Raw genomic sequence first — 21,606 nt, 5'->3', positions numbered from 1 at the left:
GTTGGTGGCTATGTTGAAAATTTAAAGACTTTTAAACGTTCTTATCAATAGGATTTAGATAATAGTGTTTTCTTCTAAGGGAAGGAATTTTGCTTAGTAAGGGAGGAGAATGAAAACTTGCAAAGCTACACACGCTATGACACACAGGAAAAAGCATATAAACAACAAAAAGTAGCCCTATATTGTTTATTAGGGAGTACATATTTATTTTTTGTCGGATTAGTATTAGGAGATATACAAGCAATTGCGGACTATAGCTATTCTTTACACGAAATCATATCATCAACAGCAAACTTAATGCTTATCACTCCATTCCTACTATTGATTTATATATTTTATAGAATTAGATATTTGATAATAAGAGGAAGGGTCCTTCCCGAATTAAAATCTGGCATTAAAGGGTTATTTGTTGCGGCTTCCATTATAGGGATTTTCACTTTTACGTTTTTTAAACTAAATGAATACGAAAGTCATGGTGTACTAACTGTTCAAGGAAAAATTCAAGAAGAAAACAACTATTATCTAATAATTAATGATAAGAAGATCAAAGTGACAGAAAGTGAATATTATTTAACCACGCAAAATGAAGTATATTTGGGAAGTTATAAATGGAATAAATTATCTCCAGATGAGGGAAAACTTTTGACTATTAAGCCAGATTAATAACTAATGCAGGAATTTAATAAGCAACTCTTGAAATTGGCAGTACTTTCGCTCTTCCTGATAGTTGAAAGACTTATTCACTTAAAGGTTTCTATTATAAACATTATATGATGGTGATAAACATGAAAAAATCAGATAAAGTAATCGTTAATACATCAGCAATAATTTATTGTTTCGCATTTTTATTTTATATAGGTTTATTGTTATTTGGCAGTGGTGTAGAATCATATGTTCATGCGATTTTCATATCTACATTTTTTCTTTTCATTATTGTTTTTGTTTCTAAAAAAGGCAGGAAAAGCACTTAACTTTTGAAATTAGTAATAATTCCATTAATCGATATAATACTACCAACTAAGTGAGACAGTATAAGTTGTGTTGACAGAACCTTTTGAGCTTTTAATTTATTGTAAATAATAATTGATGCTTTAATTGTTTGTACATAAAAAATAACGCTCTGATGTTTTCATATCTGAGCGTTTTGTCCTAGTGAATTTACTTAATTATTCTCTACACCATTTCTAACAAACCCTTTTACTTCCTCTAGTGGGATTCCCGCATCTTTTGCCATTAGCATTAATATAAGCCATTCCTTATCTACAGCTTCCCCTACCTTATCGTTGACCAAATCCATTAACTAATCATCCCCTATCAAGTTAACAAATTATAGGAAGCCATTTAATCTGGTTCAACTAGAGTGTGAATTAAGCTATCCCACCACTTGTTTCCAAAAAATATTACCAACTAAAACAGTTTATTCCGTACTAGGAGGTAGCATTCCGAATAAAAAAAGATTAACAATCTCCGTTGCTATTTGACTTGGCTCTTTAAGTCCTTTAAACAATTGAGTAATCGTTAGCCTTTCCATAATTCCAACCAAACTCTCAGCAACGGTACCCATATCTAACGCTACATTAAAATAGCCATCCTCACGCTCTGCAATTAAATTAAGCTCAATCATGGAAGCTAATTGCGTCTTTATCTCTTCAGATTCAGATGATTGAAGAAAGCCAATACGTGTTTCATTGATATTTTCTTTAAACAAAGTAAAGATCGCTGATAATCCTTGGATAATTCTTTCCGGAACTTTTTCAGGTGCAAGGCCCGTTTCAATTCTGCTACCAGCTGCCAAATCAAACAGCTTACCTCGAAAAGATTCTACTAATTCCTTAAATATTGCTTCTTTACTTTCAAAATATAGATAAAAAGTTGGCTGTGTCACGTTAGCCTTTTTTACAATGCTACTAATCTTTGTTTCATAAAATCCTTTTTCTGCAAACTCTTCTGCTGCTATGACGAGCAATTTTGCTCTACTTTCTTCCCCACTTGCCCCAGCTTTTCTGCCTCTTTTTGCCATCTATAATAAACCTCTATCTATATTTATTGAATTATATTACTCGTGAGTATTATCCTATATTATTAGCAATCACGTCAAGGAAAATTATACCTAACAGTACATAAATAAAAGCAGATCTGTGAAACAATCCCGTGAAACAAGAAAATTCGGGTGGTGACAGGCACCCCAAATATGAAACTTTTAGGTTCCTAGTTTCGTATTAGATACTATGCGAAATGTTACATACATTTTTTAATTATTTGGAGGTTATACGTGATGAGTGGATCGGCGATTAAAATTACTAATTTAGCAAAAACGTACGGGAAACATGATGCGGTTAAGCAACTTAACTTTGAGGTGCAAAAAGGTGAATTATTTGGATTCCTTGGACCAAATGGAGCTGGAAAAACGACAACGATAAAGATGTTAACTGGGCTACTAGAGCCAAGTAGCGGTTCTGCAGAGATTAATGGCATTAACATTTGGCAGCACCCCATTGATGCCAAGAAAAAGATTGCCTATGTCCCTGATCAGCCAAACCTTTATCCAAAGCTAACTGGCTGGGATTATCTTGAATTTGTTGCGTCCGTTTTTCAGCTTCCAAAGGATCGCTTCCAAGCTAAAGCTGAGGAATTGTTAAGTATCTTCAACCTATCTAATCAAGCAAGTGACCTGATTGAAAGCTACTCTCATGGGATGAAACAAAAAATTGCCATTTGTGGTGCTTTAGTACATGAACCAGCTGTATTATTTCTTGATGAGCCAACAGTTGGTCTAGATCCTAAAAGTGCACGTAGTCTTAAAAACCTACTACGTAAGCTTTGCGATGAAGGGATGACTGCTTTTATTTCTACACATATTCTTGAAATTGCCGAACAGATGTGTGATCGGGTTGGAATTATTCTCGACGGAAACATTATTGCATTGGGTACGATGGAGGAGTTAAAGAGTGCTGAAGGAAAAGCAGATCAAAGTCTAGAAGATATATTCTTAGAATTAACTGGTGGCGAAGATGAGCAAGCATTAATTAACGAAATAACTGATGATGGTGATAAATAATGATACAACTGCTATTAAGAAATCAATGGAAAATGGCGATTAACACCCTACGGACTCAGCGAAAAGTAAATTATCTTAGTTATTTGATCGTAGCTGTAGTTCTTGGTGCTCTATTATACTTTCTTTCACGTAGCGTCTGGAAAATGGGCTCTATGATCACCGAACCAGTTTTAGCTGGATTAGTTTCTTACGGTTCCTTGGCGGCAATTGGCTTTATTATCCTATTAGGGGTACCTCAAGTATTTAAAAGCTTATATGCAGCGACTGACCTTAATTTACTATTTACAATGCCGATTAAAACCCGTCACATATTTTGGGTTAAATATATTCAAAGCTTCATCGGCATACCTTTACTACTTTTCATCCTATTTCTTATCCCGTTATACCTATATGGTATATTGATGAGCGCACATTTTCTTTACTATGCTGTTGCACTATTAGCGTTACTTTCTGTTCTAATCATTGGCTTGTCTATTGCTTATTTATTCAATTTAGCCTTAATTCAATTAATCCCAGCAAATAGAGCAAATGAGTTTATGACGATGATGAGTTTCTTATCAGGGATTCTTGTTTATTTAATGTTCATGTTGCCTACCTATTTAGACGATCAACCCCTGTCAGATAAATTATTACAAGGGCTACCTCTTTTCCCAGAGTGGGTTCCAGTAACCTGGGTAAGTGATGCGCTTGTAACATCCATTAGTGGATCGGCTGGGTTTATAGTACCACTTGCCATGACCGTTGCCTTAGCTATTATTTTTATGCTGATTACCTTTATGTTAGTTGAAAAAGGATTTCGAACTGGATGGATCAAATTAAGTGAAGGGACATCTACTAAGAAAAAAAAGAAAAAAATATCTGCCTCAAAACTAAAAGCTCCTACACTACACCATCCGATCATCGCTGTTGGTAAGAAGGAATTTTATGCAATAAAACGTGACATGAGAGAATGGCTTATCTTTATGCCGATTATTTTCTTCATCGTTTTCGGTGTAATCGGTGCCCTTTCAGGCGGAGCCAAACTTAGTGATTTACAAGGGCCGAACCAAATAACCTGGCCAATTGCACAAGGTATCCTGCTATTTGTTTACGCTATGTTTAATGGACAAATAGCGAGCTCCTCAATAGCAAGAGAAGGAAAGTCAATATGGATATTACGGATTTTGCCTTTATCAGGAAGGGATATTGCACTAGGTAAACTATGGATTAGCTGGTTAATTCCTTTTATCATTTTAACCATCATTGAAATTATCGTAGCTATTTTCTTAAAATGGTCATTGCTTCCATTCATTGGTGGCGTTGCAATGAAAATGGTTATAACACTTGGTATAAGTGGAATCGGCCTTTGGTTAGGTACGATCGGTGCAAAGCATAATCCAAATAATCCACAGCAAAGATTGAAGTTTAGTACATCACTGATTTTACTACTTGCGTCTTATATTTATTTGATTATCGCTTTAATCCCATATATATTACTTATTTTGCCTACAGACATCCTCGATCCATTACAGGATGCTAGCGTCACAGGTTTCTGGGGCGGGGTACTTAATATCGTAATGGCCTTACTATCTTGGAAAGCAGCACACCCTATTATCGTTTGGATAGTTGGCGTAGTAATCATGCTAGTCTTTTCATTAGGAGTTACCTATTTATTCACCATTTTAAGTGGTCGTAAAATTGACAAGGGTGTTGAGATCGAAATTGTGCGAAACACCTCATCAGCTTCATTTAGTAAAAAGTCTGGAAAGTTCTTTTAAGCTTTTTTATTAAAAATACATTAAAAAATCAAGCAGAAAGGGTATCCTACTACTCTTTCTACTTTTCACAAAACTCCATTAAAAATCCCATTACCTCGACAGGTAATGGGGATTATAAAAAAACGACTTCCCTACAAAACTAATATATTCAATCTTCTCTATCTCTATTCTGATTAGCTAGCAGATGATTCTTTAGTCTTGCTTGAATCACTATCCTTAGCATTTCTTCCTGACAGGAACCAACCGCCAACAGCCGTAAGCAGTAGAACACTCCAGAAAATCGCTGTCCAAGCTATACCGTGTGGGAATTCCTCTGGTAAAATGCCTACGTCATGGTGAGATAAAGTAATAACAGCAAGCTTGACTCCTACCCACGCTACGATTAAGTAAGCGGTTGTCTCTAATCCTGGACGATCATTCAGAAGCGTTACAAACCAAGTAGCCGCATATTTAATCAAGATTAAACCTGCAAGCCCGGCGATTACGATTACCGCAAATTGAGCTCCATCCATTCCACCGAATTTTGGTAGTGGAGAATCTGGAAGTGCGAGTGCAAGTGCCACCGCTGCTAGAATCGAATCAATCGCAAAAGCAAGGTCAGCCAAGCCAAGTTTGGCAACTGTGGGCCAGAACCCTTTTCCAGCAGAAACAGTGTCTTCCTCTTCTTCCTTTTCTGAACCAAAATAGTGGCCAATAACATGTTTCATACCTAAATAAATAAGATACGCAGCCCCAATTGCTTGAACCTGCCATACATTAGCCAAAAATGAAATCGCAAAAATCGCTGCAAATCTAAAAACAAATGCACCTATAATACCATAATTAATTGCACGCTTTTTTTGCTCACCTGGTAGGTGTTTTGCAATAACAGCTAACACAAGTGCGTTATCTGCGGATAATAAACCTTCTAGACCTATTAAGATTAATAGTGTCCACCCATATTCTAACCAAATAGATTCCAATGGTGTTTCCCCTCTCTGATTTAACAAATAAAAAGAAGTAGCTGGTTAGCATGTCTCACATAAAAAATAGACCCCTACCCTTAAATGGGTAAAGGTCTTGCTAACAACGTGAAGTCGCCAGTAATGCCGAGAGTCTATCTACTCTGTCATGACGACATTTACTGTTAAAGCTACTCCCCTATACTCTTACAATAAATCTACCAAACTTTTGCTAGATTGTATAGGAAAAAACATTTCCAAATTAGTAATGAAAGAAGTGCCAAGAGATTTTATTCCACTAAATTATGATTAGACGCTTAAGACGGCTGATCAGGTGGATTTATATATTTGTTGACGCATATCCTTTCAATGGTGGAGTATTTCTCCTGTTAGTTGACGCATTTACATTTAATTAAGACTCATTCCCTCAAGATCTACATTTGATTATATTACCTAGTTAACTTTCATTAGACGAGATATTTTTTCTCTGTAGTAATAAATGTCAATAGCTATAACCATCTTTCACATATTGTTCAAAACTCTGTTACCTAAATGTGAATTAGTGAACAAAGTTGTTTTTATACTTTTTAAACATGTTATTATCTAAACATAGAAAGACAAGCAAGAATTCTTGAAGAACAAAATGTGAAGTGATGAACAAACAAAAATATTAGGGAGCTGATAAACATGTTAGAACTATTAAGAAATAACAAAGTTGTGAGTGGCGTATTAGCAATTATTCGTATATATCTAGGATATGAATTTTTACATGCAGGTTATGGAAAAGTTACAGGTGGAGGCTTTGATGCTAGTGGATTCCTACAAGGTGCAATAGCTAAATCAAGTGGTGATCACCCAGCTGTACAAGGCTGGTGGGCAGCATTCTTGGAAAACGTAGCATTACCAAACGCTGATCTATTCACCTTCTTAGTAATGTGGGGCGAGGTACTAGTAGGAATTGCGTTGATTCTTGGACTATTTACTAACTTTGCAACTCTAATGGGAATGGTAATGAACTTTAGCTTCTTGTTCAGTGGAACAGTTAGCACAAACGGTCAAATGATCCTTCTCGCTACATTCATCGTAGTTGCTGGAGCTAACGCTGGAAGATTCGGACTAGACAGATATGCCATCCCTTATTTAAAAGGTATCGTTGCTAAAAAAATAAACAAAGAAATTAAAACACCAGCAGAGGTTTAAGCACAAAAAGAGCCCAGTACCGCTTTCAACCAAGCGATTACCGGGCTCTTTCTTTACGACATAATCCAACAAAAAACGGGTGGTGACAGGCACCGACACCGGTTTTTTTAATCTCTATTATACAAATCTCTCGTATAAACCTTTTCTTCTACATTTTCCAATTCAGAGTGCAAACGATTAGAAACAATAACATCAGACATTTCTTTAAACTGATTTAAGTCTTTAATTACTTGTGAACCAAAGAAGACATCATCCTGAAGAGTTGGCTCATAGATAACAACTTCAATTCCTTTATCTTTGATTCGTTTCATGATGCCTTGAATTGATGAAGCTCTAAAGTTATCTGAATCTGTTTTCATTGTTAATCGGTAGATTCCCACTTTGTTTGGGTTTTTCTCCATTATCTTAGATGCTATATAGTCTTTTCTAGTCGAATTTGCGTCAACGATTGCTCCGATGATATTATTCGGTACATCTGCGTAGTTAGCTTTCATTTGTTTCGTATCCTTCGGCAAGCAATACCCACCATAACCAAAAGATGGATTATTATAGTGAGTCCCAATCCTCGGGTCTAACCCTACCCCTTCAATAATCTGCTTCGTATTAAGCCCTTTTTCTTCCGCGTATGTGTCAAGCTCGTTAAAATACGCAACCCTAAGCGCTAAGTAGGTGTTAGAGAATAGTTTAACAGCTTCCGCTTCAGTTGAATCCACAAACAAAGTAGGGATTTCTTCTTTTATTGCACCCTGTTTTAATAATTCTGCAAACTTCTCCCCACGCTCAGATCTCTCACCTACGATAATCCTTGAAGGATATAAATTATCATATAATGCTTTTCCCTCACGTAGAAATTCTGGAGAAAACATTATGTTATCTGTTTTATACTTTTCTTTTACTTCCTTTGTATAACCAACTGGTACTGTTGATTTTATAACCATTACTGCATTAGGGTTAATCGATAGAACGTCTTCGATAACGCTTTCGACTGTTTTTGTATCAAAGAAGTTCTTTTCAGTATCATAATCAGTTGGTGTAGCAATAATAACAAAATCTGCTTTAGAATAACCAAGCTTCTTATCGGTTGTAGCTACTAGATTCAAATCCTTCGTAGTTAAGTACTCTATAATTTCTTTATCAACGATAGGAGATTCTCTTCTATTAAGCATGTCAACCTTTTCTTGGACAACATCAACAGCTACCACTTCGTTCTGTTGTGAAAGTAGGACTGCATTCGATAATCCTACATATCCTGTACCTGCTACTGCAATTTTCACTTTTAACAACCCCATTACTTAAAGTTAATAATCTACATCTTAAAAGCTTAGTAAATAGTCATAAGAATTATTGGATGGTAATACTTCATTATTAATAGCTTACCATGCCCTAATATATTTAGACAATTTAATATACCTCTCAATATACTAAATCTTTTACATTAAATTAAGGACTTATGACTTTTTTAGCAACATATTATGAACCTTTTGAATTTCTTCATCCGAAACAGTCATATAATAGACACCGTCGATTTTCGTACCTGTGCCTTGAAGTTGGTACGTACTAAAGTTTTTTCTTGTATCTTTATAGTTAAACATCAAATCTTTCATTGCAGTGAAGTCCATATTAGTAGACATGTTATTACCTAATACATCAATCATTTCATTAATTTTCGTTACAGAACCTATACTTGCGCCTTTATCGAGTACACCTTGAATTACTTGTCTCTGGCGTTCTGTTCTACCAAAGTCACCTCTAGGATCTAAGTATCTCATACGAACATAGCCCATTGTTTGAGGTCCATTAAGGTTAAGCTCCCCTTTAGCGTAATGGTATCCTTTTTTATAATAGCCTTCATCATACCAATCAAGACTATTATTTAGTGTAATCCCACCAACAGCATCAACCATATCTGACAAACCTTCCATGTTCATTCTTACATAATAGTCCAGTTCGACATCAAGTAAATTTTCTACTGTTGCAATAGACATTTCTGGCCCACCAAATGCGTAAGCATGATTAATTTTATCAGAGGTACCATGACCAATGATTTCAGTTCTAGTATCACGAGGAATACTTACTAACTTCGCGCTATTTTCTTTTGGATTAAGTGAAAGAACCATTAATGCGTCAGATCTTCCAGGATCATCACCGCGTTGGTCTACACCTAATAAAAGAATATTCAGTGGTTTTTCCTCTTTAACCTTTTTCTTTACTACCTCTAAATCTATACTTTCTACTGGGTTGTACATTTTTTCATTTATTGTGTTTTTTGCATTATCATAAACAGTGTAGCTATATATCCCAACCCCAAAAATCATCACCAAAACAACTGCCAATATAGATATTAACAGTTTCCTTTTTGATTTTATTTTCATTCTTTATCCTCCATGCTTTCATAGATAGTTTACAGTTAAACTTGTGCATAATTTATTTTAATATAATTGTTTTATTTGCAGTGATTTTTGGCAACTCTTCTTTAAAGATAGACATAATTTCTTGGTAGTCGGCACCATTATTAGCTTGTTTATAAATAGTTGATAGCAACTTTTTTAGTTGTTCAGTTTCGCTCATTTATCGAAAAATCTCCTCTCTTGTCTAAGTCTGTAAATTATACATGTATGTTTTTCTAATTTCAATCCAAATTTCATTCCTTAAATGCTCTGTTTCTTTAACTTATCATTCTAGGGATTAATAATTCGACAACAATAGAAGTATTCTATCATATAAATACAATTTCCGTAACCTATTAGGAATAAATTTACAATTGAAAAGGAGTTTCTTTATTTACTTTCTTTCCCTACCTTAACAACATAATTATGTATGCTAAATAAGTGGAAAGAGATTAAAAAACACTGTACGACAAAACATTTATTTAAAGTTATTTTATTCCCTAATTCTATTGGAGCTAATTAGTAAGTAACCCTTCAGGTATGTTGTTACTATAAACTAGTTAATAATCAGAGGATAGTAGCGATTAACAGGTCCAGATGTCAGTGATAAACCAACTGATAGAATTTGTAATGACAAATAATATGTCTAATACACCAAGTACTTCAAAATAACAGATATCATACATAGGAGAAAAAGACACTTTAAAATAGTATAGAAAGTAACAACAAGGTTCCATGAAAACTATCACTGTATAAATAAAATACTATCAGTCTGAATACTTGTCATACTATATTTACTTTACTATTTAAATGTAAGATTGTTTTTTAAAAAAATAAACCAGTAGATGGAGGGGGACTCTAGCTTAAGGATGCTACCTCTTCTACTGATTAATAGTATAGATTTCCGAATGCCTTTTCACTGACAAAATCCTACAAAAACCGGGTGGTGACAGGCACCTTTTCAAATCAACAGCAACCCGTCTAAATTTAGAACTTCGATTCGTTTATTGGTTTTACGCTTAATGTATCCTTGTTCTTCTAGATCTGCTAGTTTTCTACTTATTGTTTCAGGTGTAGTGCCTAGATATGACGCAAGGTCCTTCTTACTCATTGGCAAAATAAACGTTCCCGTCGAACTTTTTTCCTGGTCGTAACACTCCGCTAAGAATAGCGCAATTCTCGTTTCTACCTTCTCCGTGGCAAATTGCGCTGTTTGTTTTTCTGACTGTTTTAACCTTGAGGCGAATTCTTCTAATATTTTTAATGAAATAGAAGGATATTTCAAAAGAAAATCCTGTAAATCTAAACGCCTAATCACACAGACACTTGTATCCACCATAGCCTCCGCATAGGATTCATGCATTGATTCACTAAACAAGGCGTGCTCTCCGGTAAAATCTCCCGGGTTCAAAATTCGCACCAACTGTTCCTTTCCAGAATCAGATAAACGATATATTCTTATTTTTCCTTGATTAACAATATAAAGGGAGTCGGATGGATCTTCTGCCTGGTAAATGATTTCCCCTTTTTTAAACGATGCTGCTTGAACTGTCTTCATTATTTCATCCATTTGTTCTACTTCTAAATGATTAAAAATAGGAACCAACGATATACAAGACTTATGTGAACCAACCGTGTGGTTACATGTATGAGTATGCCCGCAGTTAGATAACTTCCTTTTTTCCATAACGTAAACTCCTTTACCAACAGAATAGGTCTTCAAAGTTAAGTTTGAGATTGAGCTCTCAATCTTGTTTCTATTTTAATATCCTTGCGCTGAAACCGGAGTAACCTCATTGCATTCAAAATAACTACCAATACACTCGCCTCGTGGATGAACATTCCAGAAGCCAAATGTACAGAACCCATCAGTACTCCAAATAAAAGAACAAAAACAATACCTAATGCAAAGTAAGTGTTTTGTTTCATATTCCGAACAGTAGCTTTTGATAAGGAATACGCATGGGAAAATTGCATTAATTTATCAGCCATCAACACAATATCTGCTGTTTCCATAGAAACGTCAGTACCGCCTTCGCCCATCGCTAAACCAATATGCGCGGTGGCTATTGCTGGTGCATCATTGATCCCATCCCCCGCCATTGCTACTACATAACCTTGTTGCTTCAACAAGTTAACATGCTCTACCTTGTTCTCTGGTAATAATTCGGCATAAACCTCATCAATTCCTAGTTGAGCAGCAACCTTTTCCGCTGTATGCTGATTATCACCTGTTAACATTACGATTTTCTTTATACCGCTCTTTCTCATTTCTGCTAATGCTTTAGGTGCATCCTCTCTAATTTGATCGGCAATAGATAAGATTCCCACAACGCTACCGTCCACCGCTGCAAAAATTGCTGTGTTTCCTGCCTTCTCACGACTGACTGCATAGCTAACAGCTTCTTGCCCTATTTCTAAACCAACTGTGTTCATTAACTTACGGTTACCAACAACTATTTCGCGCCCTTCTACCGTAGCCAATACCCCATTCCCTTTGATAACCTCTCCGTCTTTTGGTACAGAGCTAATGTCAAGATTTCTAGTTTGTGCTTCTTTAACAATAGTTTGTCCTAGATGGTGCTCAGAAATCTTTTCTGCTTGTGCGACTAACCTTAATAACTCATCCGTATCAAAACCATTATATACTTTTATATCCGTTACTTCCGGTCTCCCTTTCGTCAATGTTCCAGTTTTATCAAATACGATTGTGTCTACCTTTGAAAAGTTCTCCATTACTTCTCCGCCTTTTACAAGCGCACCATTTTTGGCACCATTTCCAATCCCTGCAACGTTAGAAACCGGGGCACCGATCACTAATGCACCCGGGCAAGCAACTACTAGGAACGTAATTGCTAAGTGTAGATTCCAAGTAAATAGGTAGACAACGACCGATAAAAGTACAACAGCTGGCGTGTAGTAGTTCGCAAATTTATCAAGAAATTTTTGGGCTTTTGATTTCGACTCTTGTGCTTCTTCAACTAACTCTATTATTTTGGAAAAAGTCGTGTCATCCCCGACTTTTTCAGCTAAAACCTCTACATAGCCGCTATCCAGTATTGTACCGCTGTACACGTAATCTTCTTCTTTCTTTGCTATTACGATACTTTCACCTGTGACAGCCGATTCATTTAACATTGCCTTACCGGTTACGATTTTTCCATCAATAGGAATTTTTCCACCCGATCGAATAATAACTCTATCTCCCATTTTCACTTCTTCTACAGGAATAACAACCTGATCCCCATTGCGAAAAACAGTTGCTTCCTGCGGTGCCATATCTATTAATTCTTTAAGGGAAGAACGAGTTTTTTCTAGCGTTCGTGATTCTAAATATGCTCCGAACAAAAATAAGAATGTGACTACAGCTGATTCAACATACTCACCAATAATCAACGCTCCAATCACTGCAATCGTAACAAGTAATTCAATACTAAAGGCTTTCATAACTAGTGCTTGCAAAGCTTTTACAACAATTGGAATACTAGCAATTATCGTTGCAGCGATCAGTCCTAAACTTTTTACTTCTTCTACTCCCATAAATCCAAACAGAAAACCTATTACAATTAAAATACCAGATACGACTGTAAAATGATTTTTATGCTTACTAATTTTTAGGATCACTTTGATATCCTCCTTTATTATCATCTCGTACTTTATATTTCTATAATAGTTTGTTATCGTATTTAAATAATTGACCTTCATCAAGATTTTCAATTTAATAAAAATAAGACAAAGAGGAGGAAATTCTCTTTGCCTTTCTTAAACAATCTATTTAAAACACAATGCGTCACGATCAAACTATTTTTATTTTCAAAACTAGAAAAAGAGATAGCATACAGCTACCTCTAATTAAATAGTTAAGAAACCTTTGCAGACAGCACGGGGTATCCTAACCTACTAATCGTTCTCTCAACTTGAATGGTCTCGATTTGTAGTTCATCAAACTCTACTTTTACTTTGCTTGAATTAAATAATACCCTTGCAGATTTAATCCCCTCTGTTTTATCAAGTGTGGATTCAATTTTCTTTATACAAGATGGACAAGTTAATGGTTCTAATTGGAGAACTGCCTTTGTCATATAAATTCCTCCTTTAATTGTTTACATCCTTATTGTAAGACGAATAAGCAGGAAAATAATTGACCAAAATCAAGTTTAATTAGAAATTCAACACATTTTCACATCCGACAAAAACCAACAAAAACCGGGTGGTGACAGGCACCCACCCTCAGCTGAATAACTCGACAAGTTCTTCGGGGCTGTGTACTTCTTTGTCTGGTTTTATTGGACTTTCTACTGGTAGTTTTCTTTTGCGGTGGTTCATCCAAATCGCTTTCCACCCAGCTTGTTTTGCTCCTACTATATCTTTTTCGTAGTTGTCACCGATATAAACAGTTTCTGTTGGATCGAGTTCTAATCTCTGTTCAACAATATCAAATATTTCTCGTTTCGGCTTGGCATGCCCATACGTTCCCGAGATGAAGATATTCTCTTCCGGAAACCACTTGCTAAGATTTAGCTGCTTAATTTTCATTGCTTGATGCTTCTCTTCACCATTGGTTAGGATCGCAAGCTGCTTGCCTTTTGTATGTAACTTGTCTAACAAACCTTCTACTTCACTAAATAGTGTAATGTTTTGTTGTTCTATAACGTAGGTCTTATGAAATTCTAATGCTTTATCAAAGTCAACAGGGATACCGAAATCCTGACACGCAGCTATGATGCGCCCAGTCTGCCATTCCAATTGCGTAATCTCGCCCTTTTCACTCTGGTCAAATAATACCTCACTATGTTTCCGACTTGCTTTGTATAGTTTATCTATTTCTACATTATTAAGTATGTCACCAAACATTTTTATAAAGGTTATATGAAAGGATTTTGCCTGATCGTACAATGTATCGTCAACATCAAAAATGATTGTATTCATTATCATTACCTCCTCCGTTTATTATTCATTTTAACATTTTGCTCCTACTAGAACGAGTAAAGGCAAGTCACTACTAAAAATCGCTTTAATTTTTCAATTTTTTTCCCTATCGTTTTTAAAATCTAGTAAAATAAAGAGAACTGTAGTTATAAGAAAGGAATTAATCAAATGATATATAAAATGATTGTATTGGACTTAGATGATACCTTGCTTCGTGATGATCACACCATCTCTACTCGAACAAAACAAGCATTAATGGAAGCACAAGCAAGAGGAGTAAAGGTTGTACTTGCTTCTGGTAGACCTACTTACGGAATGAAAGCCACCGCAGAGGAACTCTCTCTAGCTGAATACGGAAGCTACATCCTTTCTTTTAATGGTGGTAAGATAATAGATTGGCAGACGAAAGAAGAGATTTTCAGCAGTACCTTAAGTTTTGAAGAAATGCGCAACTTATATGAATTAAGTAAGCGCGAGGGTGTCTATATTCACACTTATGTAGGTGAAGAAATCATTACAGAAGATGAAAATCCCTATACTACAATAGAATCCAAGCTTACTGGATTGCCAGTGAAAATTGTTAGTAGCTTTTTAGACGGCATTACGGAACCGGTTGTGAAGGCATTGATGGTTGATGATCCAGAAAAACTAAAAGTTGTAGAAGTAAAACTTAAAGCTGAATTAGCTGAACAACATAGCGTCATGCGTTCAAAGCCTTACTTTCTTGAGTTTACCGAAAAAGGGGTTACAAAAGGCACAAGTCTTGGCCAATTAATTGAGCGATGTGGTATTAAACGTGAAGAAGTTATTGCTATGGGAGATAGCTACAACGATCAAGAGATGATTGAATTTGCTGGGCTTGGTGTTGCCATGGGTAACGCCCCTGATGATATTAAAGCAGTAGCTGATTATGTTACGGACACAAATAACAATCATGGAGTTGCCAAAGTCGTTGAGGAATTTATATTAAAAGATGACTTAGTTAGAGAATAGAGAGTATGGATCAAAAGGATGACCTTAAAAGTCATCTTTTTGATCCAAATACACCTTATATGCTGCCTCACACTAAAGAAAGCTTTTCATTCTTTGCTTTGTACATTTCCTGATCTGCTACTAAATAAAGCTGTTCCATTTTTCCATACGAATTTAAACTATAACTACAACCTAACGAAAGGACAAGATTGTAGTTTTGCTCACTCTTGTTGTAGAGTTGAATTTGTTTGTCGATATAATCGATAATTTGATATAGATTATGTTTCTCTGAATGTGTCATAAAAATAAAAAACTCATCCCCACCAATTCGTGTAACATCAATATTTTCTGCTGTTATGGAGGAAAGTACCTTCGCTGTTTCTACAATTAGTTTATCCCCGGCTCTGTGACCCATGGTATCGTTTACTTGTTTTAAATTATCGAGGTCACACATGATCACGCCAACTGGGATACTTTCCTGATTAAGTCGTTCTAATTTCTCATCAAAATATTGTCTGTTATGTAAACCTGTTAAAGAATCATGATAGATTTGGTGTTTTAGTTTATTCTGAAGTTTTATCTTTTCTTCTACACATCGAATAATCCCCTGCACCCCAACCATAATGTCGTTTTCAATTATTGGTGTTGCGTACTCCTCAAACCATAGATATTCACCAGTCTCATTCTTCCACCTTTGCAAGATTGGCTTTGTATAATCTATGTCTCCAGAGATTTTATCTTTCAATTTATCAAAATCCTCAGGGTGAATATTTTCAAATGCAATTAATGGATTTTCCATACAGTCTTTTAAGTGACCGTCCCCAAAGAAATGCTCAATGGATGGACTTAAATATCTAAATCGAAAGTCTGGATTCGTCTCAAAATAATAGATGATGTCTCTCGATGACTCCACTAGATTATATAGCCTTTTTTCGTTTAGTGACTTTTCCCTTATTAATTTTAAAGAAACTTCACTCTTCTTAAGTACTAATCCAATTCCTCCGAAAATTATAAGAGCTGATACAACGATGATTAATTTTATAATAACCCTCTCCCTCAACCTAAAAAGTCGGTTTCTTTATAAAGAGAAAATGGATAGTTCTCGTTTCAGAACTATCCAAAGATATTTACCTTATTATCCTTGGCAACCCGGCTACCATACAATACAGTTGTTTAGGCCCGTGGTTTTGCGTCATTCCCTTTCGAGTAACTTTGCATTTTAACTAGATATTCCTATGTAATTGCTACTATTGTACTATATAACCTAGTAATTTGGTATGAAAGAAAGTCGACAAAAATCGGGCGAGAGCAAAGTGATTCATTTATTTAGGGACTACCTAAAAAAGGATATAATAATTATTCAGAATAATTTACAATCGACAAAATCCGGGTAGGGATATTGCTGTCTTCTCAAACGGACATATTAGGGTGCCAATCCCTATCACTAGGAATCTCAAAAAAATAAGAGTTGCTATTAGCAACTCTTATTTTCCATAATAAAATTTACTGATTACAAAATTCTTCATTAACAAAGATAAGCCATTACCAATCTATTAAGTCTCAATTTTTGGTATAGTGATTCCTTTGCAGAATCACATTAGTCGTTAAATAACCGCATATTTTTCCGTCCGCTCGATGTTGGTTCTACTCGGTTCCTTTTCTTTTTCTTGATCGATAGAATAGAAGAGACAATCCTAGTAAAGTGATAGACAATCCAACTAACAATATATTAAACATACTTGTCGCAGTGGAAGGGAGCGCGTCTCCACTAACAGGGGTACTTGGGTTCGTACCACCTCCACCTTCACTGTTATCAAGTACTTCCTTTGCAGCAAATTTAAACTCCATCTCAAACTGTAACCCTTGATAATCATTACCTAACTCAGGGGGAAATACAACAGAGAACTGTAAGTCTTCCCATTGTTCTGACAAAAGAGATCTAGTATTTAATCCCGTAAAGTCACTTAATTTTCCGTCATATAGCAGTCCCTTAGAGTCCTCTACTTGCAAATGGAATGCATTATAAAGTTTTTCTGAACCACCTATAAAAATAGCCTCCGTACTATATGCAAAATCTTTTACACCACTGTTTTGAATGGTTAACGTTCGAACAGCAGTATCTCCTGGTTTCATATTTCCAACCTCAAATAAGACAGATTCCGGTAATGACGAAATATCGATTTGATTAGTAGAAGCTAAAGATTTATTGTACCCGATACTCAATAAGATAAGTGTAATTACAACCACGCTTGTTGCTATCGTAAAAATATAACGGGCTTTATCTTTCATACTCATCATCCTTAATGGCTATATGGAACTTCACCACTTTAATTAAGTTTCATTTAAAATCTCTACCGTTTCTTCTTTTTTACTCTTATTATCAATTTGAGACATTGCTTGCCAAATGGTAATGCCTGCGTAACCTAGTAATAATAGCCCAGGTAGCACTAGAAGTAAGGCACTTCCTGTTTTAGACTGTGCATAATTAATGAAATAACCGATGTACGGAATTGTGAATCCAGTGTACTCTGCCACAACATTTTCGGATAGCACCGGATTTGGATCAGGTCCGTCATTGTTATCCCCTTTTGTTTGATACATTACGTTTTCTCCACTTTTAATTACATCTACAATTCGGTGTGTGACTAACTTATCACTCTCTTCCATAAAAGTTATGACATCCCCTTTTTCAAATGCAGTCATTTCCCCGTCAGGTTTCACCGCAATAATAGAACCAGTCTTTATACCAGGTTCCATTGATCCAGATAGAACCGTTTTTAGTTGATATCCCATAATTTGAGGTTCCCCACCTGAAGCCTTAGAAGAGATGACTACGAAAATCATAAATACTAATGTAACAAATAAAGTAAATGTAACAACCCGACTTATCCATTTCATTACTTTTTTTAATTTCATTGTTCCATGCTTCCTTTCTGATTATCAATCGGTTCTTCTTTTCCAATGTCTTGAACAGTCGAATTAGTTGCTTCATCATTGACTTCTACCTTGTCATTTGGATCAGGCTCTTTCTTACTCTCAATTTCTGCTGCGTTAACATCACTTTCTATTGTTTCGGAATCAGTCTGCTTACTTTCTTCAGAAGAATGACTATTCTGTTTCACCAGACTATTATTATCCGTTCCTTTATTATCGTCCTCTTCGGTCTCACTAGGTTGTTCCACATTAGGTTCTTCAGCCTTTTGTTTTAGCTCTTTCTTACTTTCTTCTTTTTCAATCTGTTTGTCTTCTTTCTCTTTACAAGTAACCATTACTCTTTTACTCCATAATTCCTGGTTACTTTCCTCATTCTTATATTCTTCACGTGGTAGCAATCGGAACATATAGTACCCGTCTACCTCAGCATTAATAGATAGAACGGCGGTCTCTCCCTTTCCAATCGGTTCTACCACTCCACTCCCAACCTTTTTACCATTCTTAATATGCTCTATCCCGTTTCTGTCAGAGTAATAGACTTCGTAATCTCTTGGTTCTGTCATCTTAAAGCCTTTATTTTCTACTTGCACGGCTATTTCTATTGGTGTACATGCTTTCAGGTTTTGCGTATTGCCAACAAACCTTAAATTGCTACCATCCCACCATGTACCGGCCTGTATCTTTGCTTCACTTTGCATCGAGTCATTGAAGTAGGCCCCTGTACTAGATGTTAAAACAGATGCTGAAACAATTACGGCGTACCAGATTGCCACAAATTGAGCCACTAACACTAGATTTTTATATTTCCTTCGATACCGAGCTAACCGCGTTCTCCTCAATGAACACCCCTCCTTGATAGGAAAGTTTTTTATTTACTATCGAGAATAAATAAGTACACTTATCCATTCCCCAGAGTAAATAGGGACGAAAAGGTGAGCTAGCTCACCTTTCCATATTTATGTTGACAATTATCTTCTTTCTCCCGCTTCTTGTTCAGCAGTAAATGTCCATTTAAGCTCTAAAGAATCGCCTTGGAATTCGTTTTGATCTTCCTCATTATCAACAAATTCGAATTGCACATAAAGCTTATCTGAAGTACCAGCTTTTAGGCCATCATTCTCTTCTAAGAACGGAAGAAAAACATGATTTTCTACCGCATCAGGAGTCATATCTTTAAGCTCAGCAAGTGTAGTTTGGTAAATGATATTGTCTGCATTTTGATTCGGTGGAAGTGTTGCTTTATCTTCATTCCAAAGGAAATTTACTCTAATATGTTTTCCAAAATCATCCGTGTTATTTTCCCCTGCATCTACAATCGTATATTCTGTATCAAGCAACACACTAGCAATATCTAATGACCCATCGTTTAATAAATTAAAGGAACGAGTCATCCAATCTCCTGGTTTTAAATTACCAATATTAATTATTTCTGTAGGTTTTGCATTCAAATCCAATGTACCTGCTGCAAATGTACTCGTTGTTTCGGCGGAATCACTAAAAAACGCATATGTACCTCCACCGATTAATGATAAACCTAGTGCCGCTGACGCCATTCCCAAACCTAACTTCTTTTTAATTCCCATTTTCTCTTCCTCCTTAGAATTCACATCTTCATTCGTTCTATATAACGAACTATAATTGAAGTATATGCTATGTTTTTAGATTATCAAAACCTTAAATTCAGCCAATTTTCTTTATTAAGAACAAATTATCTTTAATTTTCACTTGATTACTTCCGTTAACTAATTATTTCGTTATTTATTATAATCACTCGTACCTTATAAAGAACAATTTTCAAACATAGAAATTCTTAGCTAATAGCCTGTTGGCATATCCTGATTATTGTTACAATATTAAAACAAGTATTCAGATCACAAGTTTTGTAGTTAGATCTAAGCAAGATCCTAATACTATAACAAAATCCCTAAGAAATTAACGGCCAGTGTAAGACCTTTAATTTCTTAGGGATTCTGTAATGTTACGATTAATTGATTACATTATTCACGTTTAGAATGTACCGTAGAAGTACTAACTAGATATGATACTAGTTATCTTATACCTCTTTTTAAGGCTACCTCTTTATTAGGTGACTCCACCCTAATTTCTGTATCTCCACGGTGGTGTGTGTAATACAGTGCTAAACCAGTAAAAATAACACCACCAACGAGGTTACCGACTAATACTGTGATTTGATTCCAAAGCCACCAGTCTGCCATACTTACATCAGCACCTAGCATCATACCGGCAGGGATAACAAACATATTTACAACGGCGTGTTCAAATCCTTGTGCAAAAAATATCAAGATTGGTAACCACATCGCTGCAATCTTCCCACCTGTTGATTTGGAGGTCATCCCCATGACAACACCCAATGTTACAAGCCAGTTACACAACATAGCTTTCACGAATAAAACTACCTGTCCATCAAAACCTAAAGCTTTATAGCCCAATGTTTTAGCTTCAGCAACGGCAATAACTTGCTCTACAATGGCATTGTTATCTACATGGCCAAGGCTTGTTGCTGCAATCATATACAGTACACCGTATAAGGCACCACCTAAAATGTGTCCAATACTCACCCAAAACCAGTTCGAAAACATTTGTCCCACTGTTGCTTTCTTATTTAAGACAGCAACTGGAAGCAAAGCAAAATTCCCTGTGACTAGCTCTAAACCGAGTAAAACGATAATAACAAATCCAACTGGAAAAAGAATGGCTCCCAAAATTCCTAATCCAGACTGCGTAGATGCTGTAAAGGCAAGCGTTGTAGCAACCCCAAGTATTGCACCTGCCAGAGTTCCTCTTATTAACATATCTTTAATGGACATATTAGCCTTCGCAGCGCCCGCTTGAATCATATTCTCCACAACTTGATCTGGTTTCACATAAGACATCGCTATTCTCCTATTCTTTTTGGTTTAATTAACTTAATAAACTATATGTGAATAATAGCACAAAATATATCTTTATGTTCACCATTTCACATATTGTCACGAAAGTGTTGAAATTTAAATATGAAAAAACCTAGGTTCGACAAATTTCGGGTGGTGACAGGCACCACCACGTGTTTTGGAGACCATATGTTCTTGAAGAGACCATTATTGCTTCTTCTTTTCTTTCGATGATCCCTTTCTTTTTTTCACTAACTCGAACATTCCTGTTGCAGCCAATCCAGCGATACCACCAGCCCATAATCTTGATACTAAAACCATATCTGTGAACGAATAAGCTAAGACACCAAGCAACATACCAATAAGCAAACTAATTAATGGTATATAAGTTTTTTCTACATTAATTGTTTTCTTAACTAGTTGCACTAGTGCAGATACAATTGGCGCTAGAACAGTGGCAAATGATAAGACTTGATCCATTTTTATCACCTCATTAGAAGTGTACGAGCCTAATGGATGAATATGACTGTTAAGTTA

22 protein-coding genes and 1 riboswitch are annotated in these 21,606 nt (G+C 35.7%); of the genes, 5 read left to right on the top strand and 17 right to left on the bottom strand.

The annotated features are described in order from the left end of the window. Positions 1–117 precede the first annotated feature (117 nt). Positions 118–663, top strand: coding sequence for a hypothetical protein (locus tag H7K77_RS18140; protein ID WP_186579945.1), 546 nt, complete (start codon positions 118–120; stop codon positions 661–663). Positions 664–1,162: 499 nt separating this feature from the next. Here H7K77_RS18140 and H7K77_RS21600 read toward each other — a convergent pair whose 3' ends face one another. Further along, the gene (locus H7K77_RS21600) at positions 1,163–1,297 is read right to left on the bottom strand and encodes a hypothetical protein (protein ID WP_268911934.1); all 135 of its coding nucleotides are present in this window, start codon (positions 1,295–1,297) and stop codon (positions 1,163–1,165) included. 120 nt (positions 1,298–1,417) lie between these two features. Beyond that, positions 1,418–2,020, bottom strand: coding sequence for a TetR/AcrR family transcriptional regulator (locus H7K77_RS18135; protein ID WP_186579943.1), 603 nt, complete (start codon positions 2,018–2,020; stop codon positions 1,418–1,420). Positions 2,021–2,275: 255 nt separating this feature from the next. Here H7K77_RS18135 and H7K77_RS18130 point away from each other — a divergent pair, with 255 nt between their 5' ends. Beyond that, a complete protein-coding gene (locus H7K77_RS18130) occupies positions 2,276–3,058 on the top strand; it encodes an ABC transporter ATP-binding protein (protein WP_186579941.1) in 783 nt (260 codons plus the stop codon). Further along, on the top strand, positions 3,058–4,815 hold the full coding sequence (locus H7K77_RS18125) for a putative ABC transporter permease subunit (RefSeq protein ID WP_186579939.1): 1,758 nt from the start codon (positions 3,058–3,060) through the stop codon (positions 4,813–4,815). Before H7K77_RS18130 ends, H7K77_RS18125 begins: the two co-directional genes overlap by 1 nt. A 173-nt stretch (positions 4,816–4,988) precedes the next feature. Here the strand turns inward: H7K77_RS18125 and H7K77_RS18120 are convergent, their stop codons facing one another. After that, complete coding sequence (locus H7K77_RS18120) at positions 4,989–5,777, bottom strand: TerC family protein (RefSeq protein WP_186579937.1); 789 nt, start codon at positions 5,775–5,777, stop codon at positions 4,989–4,991. Positions 5,778–6,443: 666 nt separating this feature from the next. Here H7K77_RS18120 and H7K77_RS18115 point away from each other — a divergent pair. Next, on the top strand, positions 6,444–6,956 hold the full coding sequence (locus tag H7K77_RS18115) for a DoxX family protein (protein WP_186579935.1): 513 nt from the start codon (positions 6,444–6,446) through the stop codon (positions 6,954–6,956). A gap of 107 nt (positions 6,957–7,063) precedes the next feature. Here H7K77_RS18115 and H7K77_RS18110 read toward each other — a convergent pair whose 3' ends face one another. The 7 genes from H7K77_RS18110 to H7K77_RS18080 all read right to left on the bottom strand — a co-directional run bounded on the left by H7K77_RS18110 (position 7,064) and on the right by H7K77_RS18080 (position 14,272). Further along, positions 7,064–8,230 carry a nucleotide sugar dehydrogenase gene (locus H7K77_RS18110; protein WP_186579933.1) on the bottom strand — a complete coding sequence of 389 codons (1,167 nt, stop codon included), beginning with the start codon at positions 8,228–8,230 and terminating at the stop codon, positions 7,064–7,066. A gap of 174 nt (positions 8,231–8,404) precedes the next feature. After that, positions 8,405–9,328, bottom strand: coding sequence for an LCP family glycopolymer transferase (locus tag H7K77_RS18105; RefSeq protein WP_186579931.1), 924 nt, complete (start codon positions 9,326–9,328; stop codon positions 8,405–8,407). A gap of 52 nt (positions 9,329–9,380) precedes the next feature. Beyond that, the gene (locus tag H7K77_RS18100) at positions 9,381–9,524 is read right to left on the bottom strand and encodes a hypothetical protein (protein WP_186579929.1); all 144 of its coding nucleotides are present in this window, start codon (positions 9,522–9,524) and stop codon (positions 9,381–9,383) included. A 780-nt stretch (positions 9,525–10,304) separates the two neighbouring features. Next, entirely contained in the window at positions 10,305–11,030 is a 726-nt protein-coding gene (locus H7K77_RS18095; RefSeq protein ID WP_186579927.1) for a Crp/Fnr family transcriptional regulator, read from the bottom strand. A 38-nt stretch (positions 11,031–11,068) separates the two neighbouring features. After that, positions 11,069–12,967, bottom strand: coding sequence for a heavy metal translocating P-type ATPase (locus tag H7K77_RS18090; RefSeq protein WP_186579926.1), 1,899 nt, complete (start codon positions 12,965–12,967; stop codon positions 11,069–11,071). A gap of 236 nt (positions 12,968–13,203) precedes the next feature. After that, the gene (locus H7K77_RS18085) at positions 13,204–13,425 is read right to left on the bottom strand and encodes a heavy-metal-associated domain-containing protein (protein ID WP_186579924.1); all 222 of its coding nucleotides are present in this window, start codon (positions 13,423–13,425) and stop codon (positions 13,204–13,206) included. A gap of 148 nt (positions 13,426–13,573) precedes the next feature. Further along, complete coding sequence (locus H7K77_RS18080; RefSeq protein ID WP_186579922.1) at positions 13,574–14,272, bottom strand: HAD family hydrolase; 699 nt, start codon at positions 14,270–14,272, stop codon at positions 13,574–13,576. A 168-nt stretch (positions 14,273–14,440) separates the two neighbouring features. Between H7K77_RS18080 and H7K77_RS18075 the strand changes: the two genes are divergently transcribed. Next, on the top strand, positions 14,441–15,265 hold the full coding sequence (locus H7K77_RS18075) for a Cof-type HAD-IIB family hydrolase (protein ID WP_186579920.1): 825 nt from the start codon (positions 14,441–14,443) through the stop codon (positions 15,263–15,265). Between the two features lie 67 nt (positions 15,266–15,332). Here H7K77_RS18075 and H7K77_RS18070 read toward each other — a convergent pair whose 3' ends face one another. The 7 genes from H7K77_RS18070 to H7K77_RS18040 all read right to left on the bottom strand — a co-directional run bounded on the left by H7K77_RS18070 (position 15,333) and on the right by H7K77_RS18040 (position 21,549). Further along, entirely contained in the window at positions 15,333–16,304 is a 972-nt protein-coding gene (locus H7K77_RS18070; RefSeq protein ID WP_235988993.1) for a sensor domain-containing diguanylate cyclase, read from the bottom strand. A gap of 80 nt (positions 16,305–16,384) precedes the next feature. Next, positions 16,385–16,471: riboswitch (cyclic di-GMP riboswitch) on the bottom strand. Positions 16,472–16,888: 417 nt separating this feature from the next. Further along, positions 16,889–17,533, bottom strand: a complete 645-nt coding sequence (locus H7K77_RS18065; protein ID WP_186579916.1) for an LPXTG cell wall anchor domain-containing protein — start codon at positions 17,531–17,533, stop codon at positions 16,889–16,891. Between the two features lie 42 nt (positions 17,534–17,575). Beyond that, positions 17,576–18,160, bottom strand: coding sequence for a signal peptidase I SipW (sipW, locus tag H7K77_RS18060; RefSeq protein ID WP_186579914.1), 585 nt, complete (start codon positions 18,158–18,160; stop codon positions 17,576–17,578). Beyond that, positions 18,157–19,017: an amyloid fiber anchoring/assembly protein TapA gene (gene tapA, locus H7K77_RS18055; protein WP_186579912.1), complete on the bottom strand. Its 861-nt coding sequence runs from the start codon at positions 19,015–19,017 to the stop codon at positions 18,157–18,159. The genes sipW and tapA overlap by 4 nt, the downstream gene beginning before the upstream one ends. A gap of 129 nt (positions 19,018–19,146) precedes the next feature. Then, positions 19,147–19,761 (bottom strand): CalY family protein, encoded by a 615-nt coding sequence (locus H7K77_RS18050; protein ID WP_186579910.1) that lies wholly within the window; start codon positions 19,759–19,761, stop codon positions 19,147–19,149. A gap of 465 nt (positions 19,762–20,226) precedes the next feature. Continuing rightward, positions 20,227–21,072, bottom strand: coding sequence for a formate/nitrite transporter family protein (locus H7K77_RS18045; protein WP_186579908.1), 846 nt, complete (start codon positions 21,070–21,072; stop codon positions 20,227–20,229). 204 nt (positions 21,073–21,276) lie between these two features. Beyond that, positions 21,277–21,549, bottom strand: a complete 273-nt coding sequence (locus tag H7K77_RS18040) for a holin (RefSeq protein ID WP_186579906.1) — start codon at positions 21,547–21,549, stop codon at positions 21,277–21,279. Between the last annotated feature and the right edge of the window lie 57 nt (positions 21,550–21,606).

The sequence above is a fragment of the Aquibacillus kalidii genome (genome assembly GCF_014280935.1).
Classification (GTDB): Bacteria; Bacillota; Bacilli; order Bacillales; family Amphibacillaceae; genus Aquibacillus_D; species Aquibacillus_D kalidii.
Note: the sequence above shows the minus strand (reverse complement) of the source record. Positions and strands in the feature narration are given on the sequence as shown.

Coding starts and splice junctions, on each gene's coding strand:
- sipW (WP_186579914.1), bottom strand. CDS start 18,160: ATGAAATTAAAAAAAGTAATGAAATGGATAAGTCGGGTTGTTACATTT.
- H7K77_RS18050 (WP_186579910.1), bottom strand. CDS start 19,761: ATGGGAATTAAAAAGAAGTTAGGTTTGGGAATGGCGTCAGCGGCACTA.
- H7K77_RS18115 (WP_186579935.1), top strand. CDS start 6,444: ATGTTAGAACTATTAAGAAATAACAAAGTTGTGAGTGGCGTATTAGCA.
- H7K77_RS18075 (WP_186579920.1), top strand. CDS start 14,441: ATGATATATAAAATGATTGTATTGGACTTAGATGATACCTTGCTTCGT.
- H7K77_RS18095 (WP_186579927.1), bottom strand. CDS start 11,030: ATGGAAAAAAGGAAGTTATCTAACTGCGGGCATACTCATACATGTAAC.
- H7K77_RS18045 (WP_186579908.1), bottom strand. CDS start 21,072: ATGTCTTATGTGAAACCAGATCAAGTTGTGGAGAATATGATTCAAGCG.
- H7K77_RS18105 (WP_186579931.1), bottom strand. CDS start 9,328: ATGAAAATAAAATCAAAAAGGAAACTGTTAATATCTATATTGGCAGTT.
- H7K77_RS18100 (WP_186579929.1), bottom strand. CDS start 9,524: ATGAGCGAAACTGAACAACTAAAAAAGTTGCTATCAACTATTTATAAA.
- H7K77_RS18080 (WP_186579922.1), bottom strand. CDS start 14,272: ATGAATACAATCATTTTTGATGTTGACGATACATTGTACGATCAGGCA.
- H7K77_RS18130 (WP_186579941.1), top strand. CDS start 2,276: ATGAGTGGATCGGCGATTAAAATTACTAATTTAGCAAAAACGTACGGG.
- H7K77_RS21600 (WP_268911934.1), bottom strand. CDS start 1,297: ATGGATTTGGTCAACGATAAGGTAGGGGAAGCTGTAGATAAGGAATGG.
- H7K77_RS18135 (WP_186579943.1), bottom strand. CDS start 2,020: ATGGCAAAAAGAGGCAGAAAAGCTGGGGCAAGTGGGGAAGAAAGTAGA.
- H7K77_RS18125 (WP_186579939.1), top strand. CDS start 3,058: ATGATACAACTGCTATTAAGAAATCAATGGAAAATGGCGATTAACACC.
- H7K77_RS18040 (WP_186579906.1), bottom strand. CDS start 21,549: ATGGATCAAGTCTTATCATTTGCCACTGTTCTAGCGCCAATTGTATCT.
- H7K77_RS18085 (WP_186579924.1), bottom strand. CDS start 13,425: ATGACAAAGGCAGTTCTCCAATTAGAACCATTAACTTGTCCATCTTGT.
- H7K77_RS18065 (WP_186579916.1), bottom strand. CDS start 17,533: ATGAAAGATAAAGCCCGTTATATTTTTACGATAGCAACAAGCGTGGTT.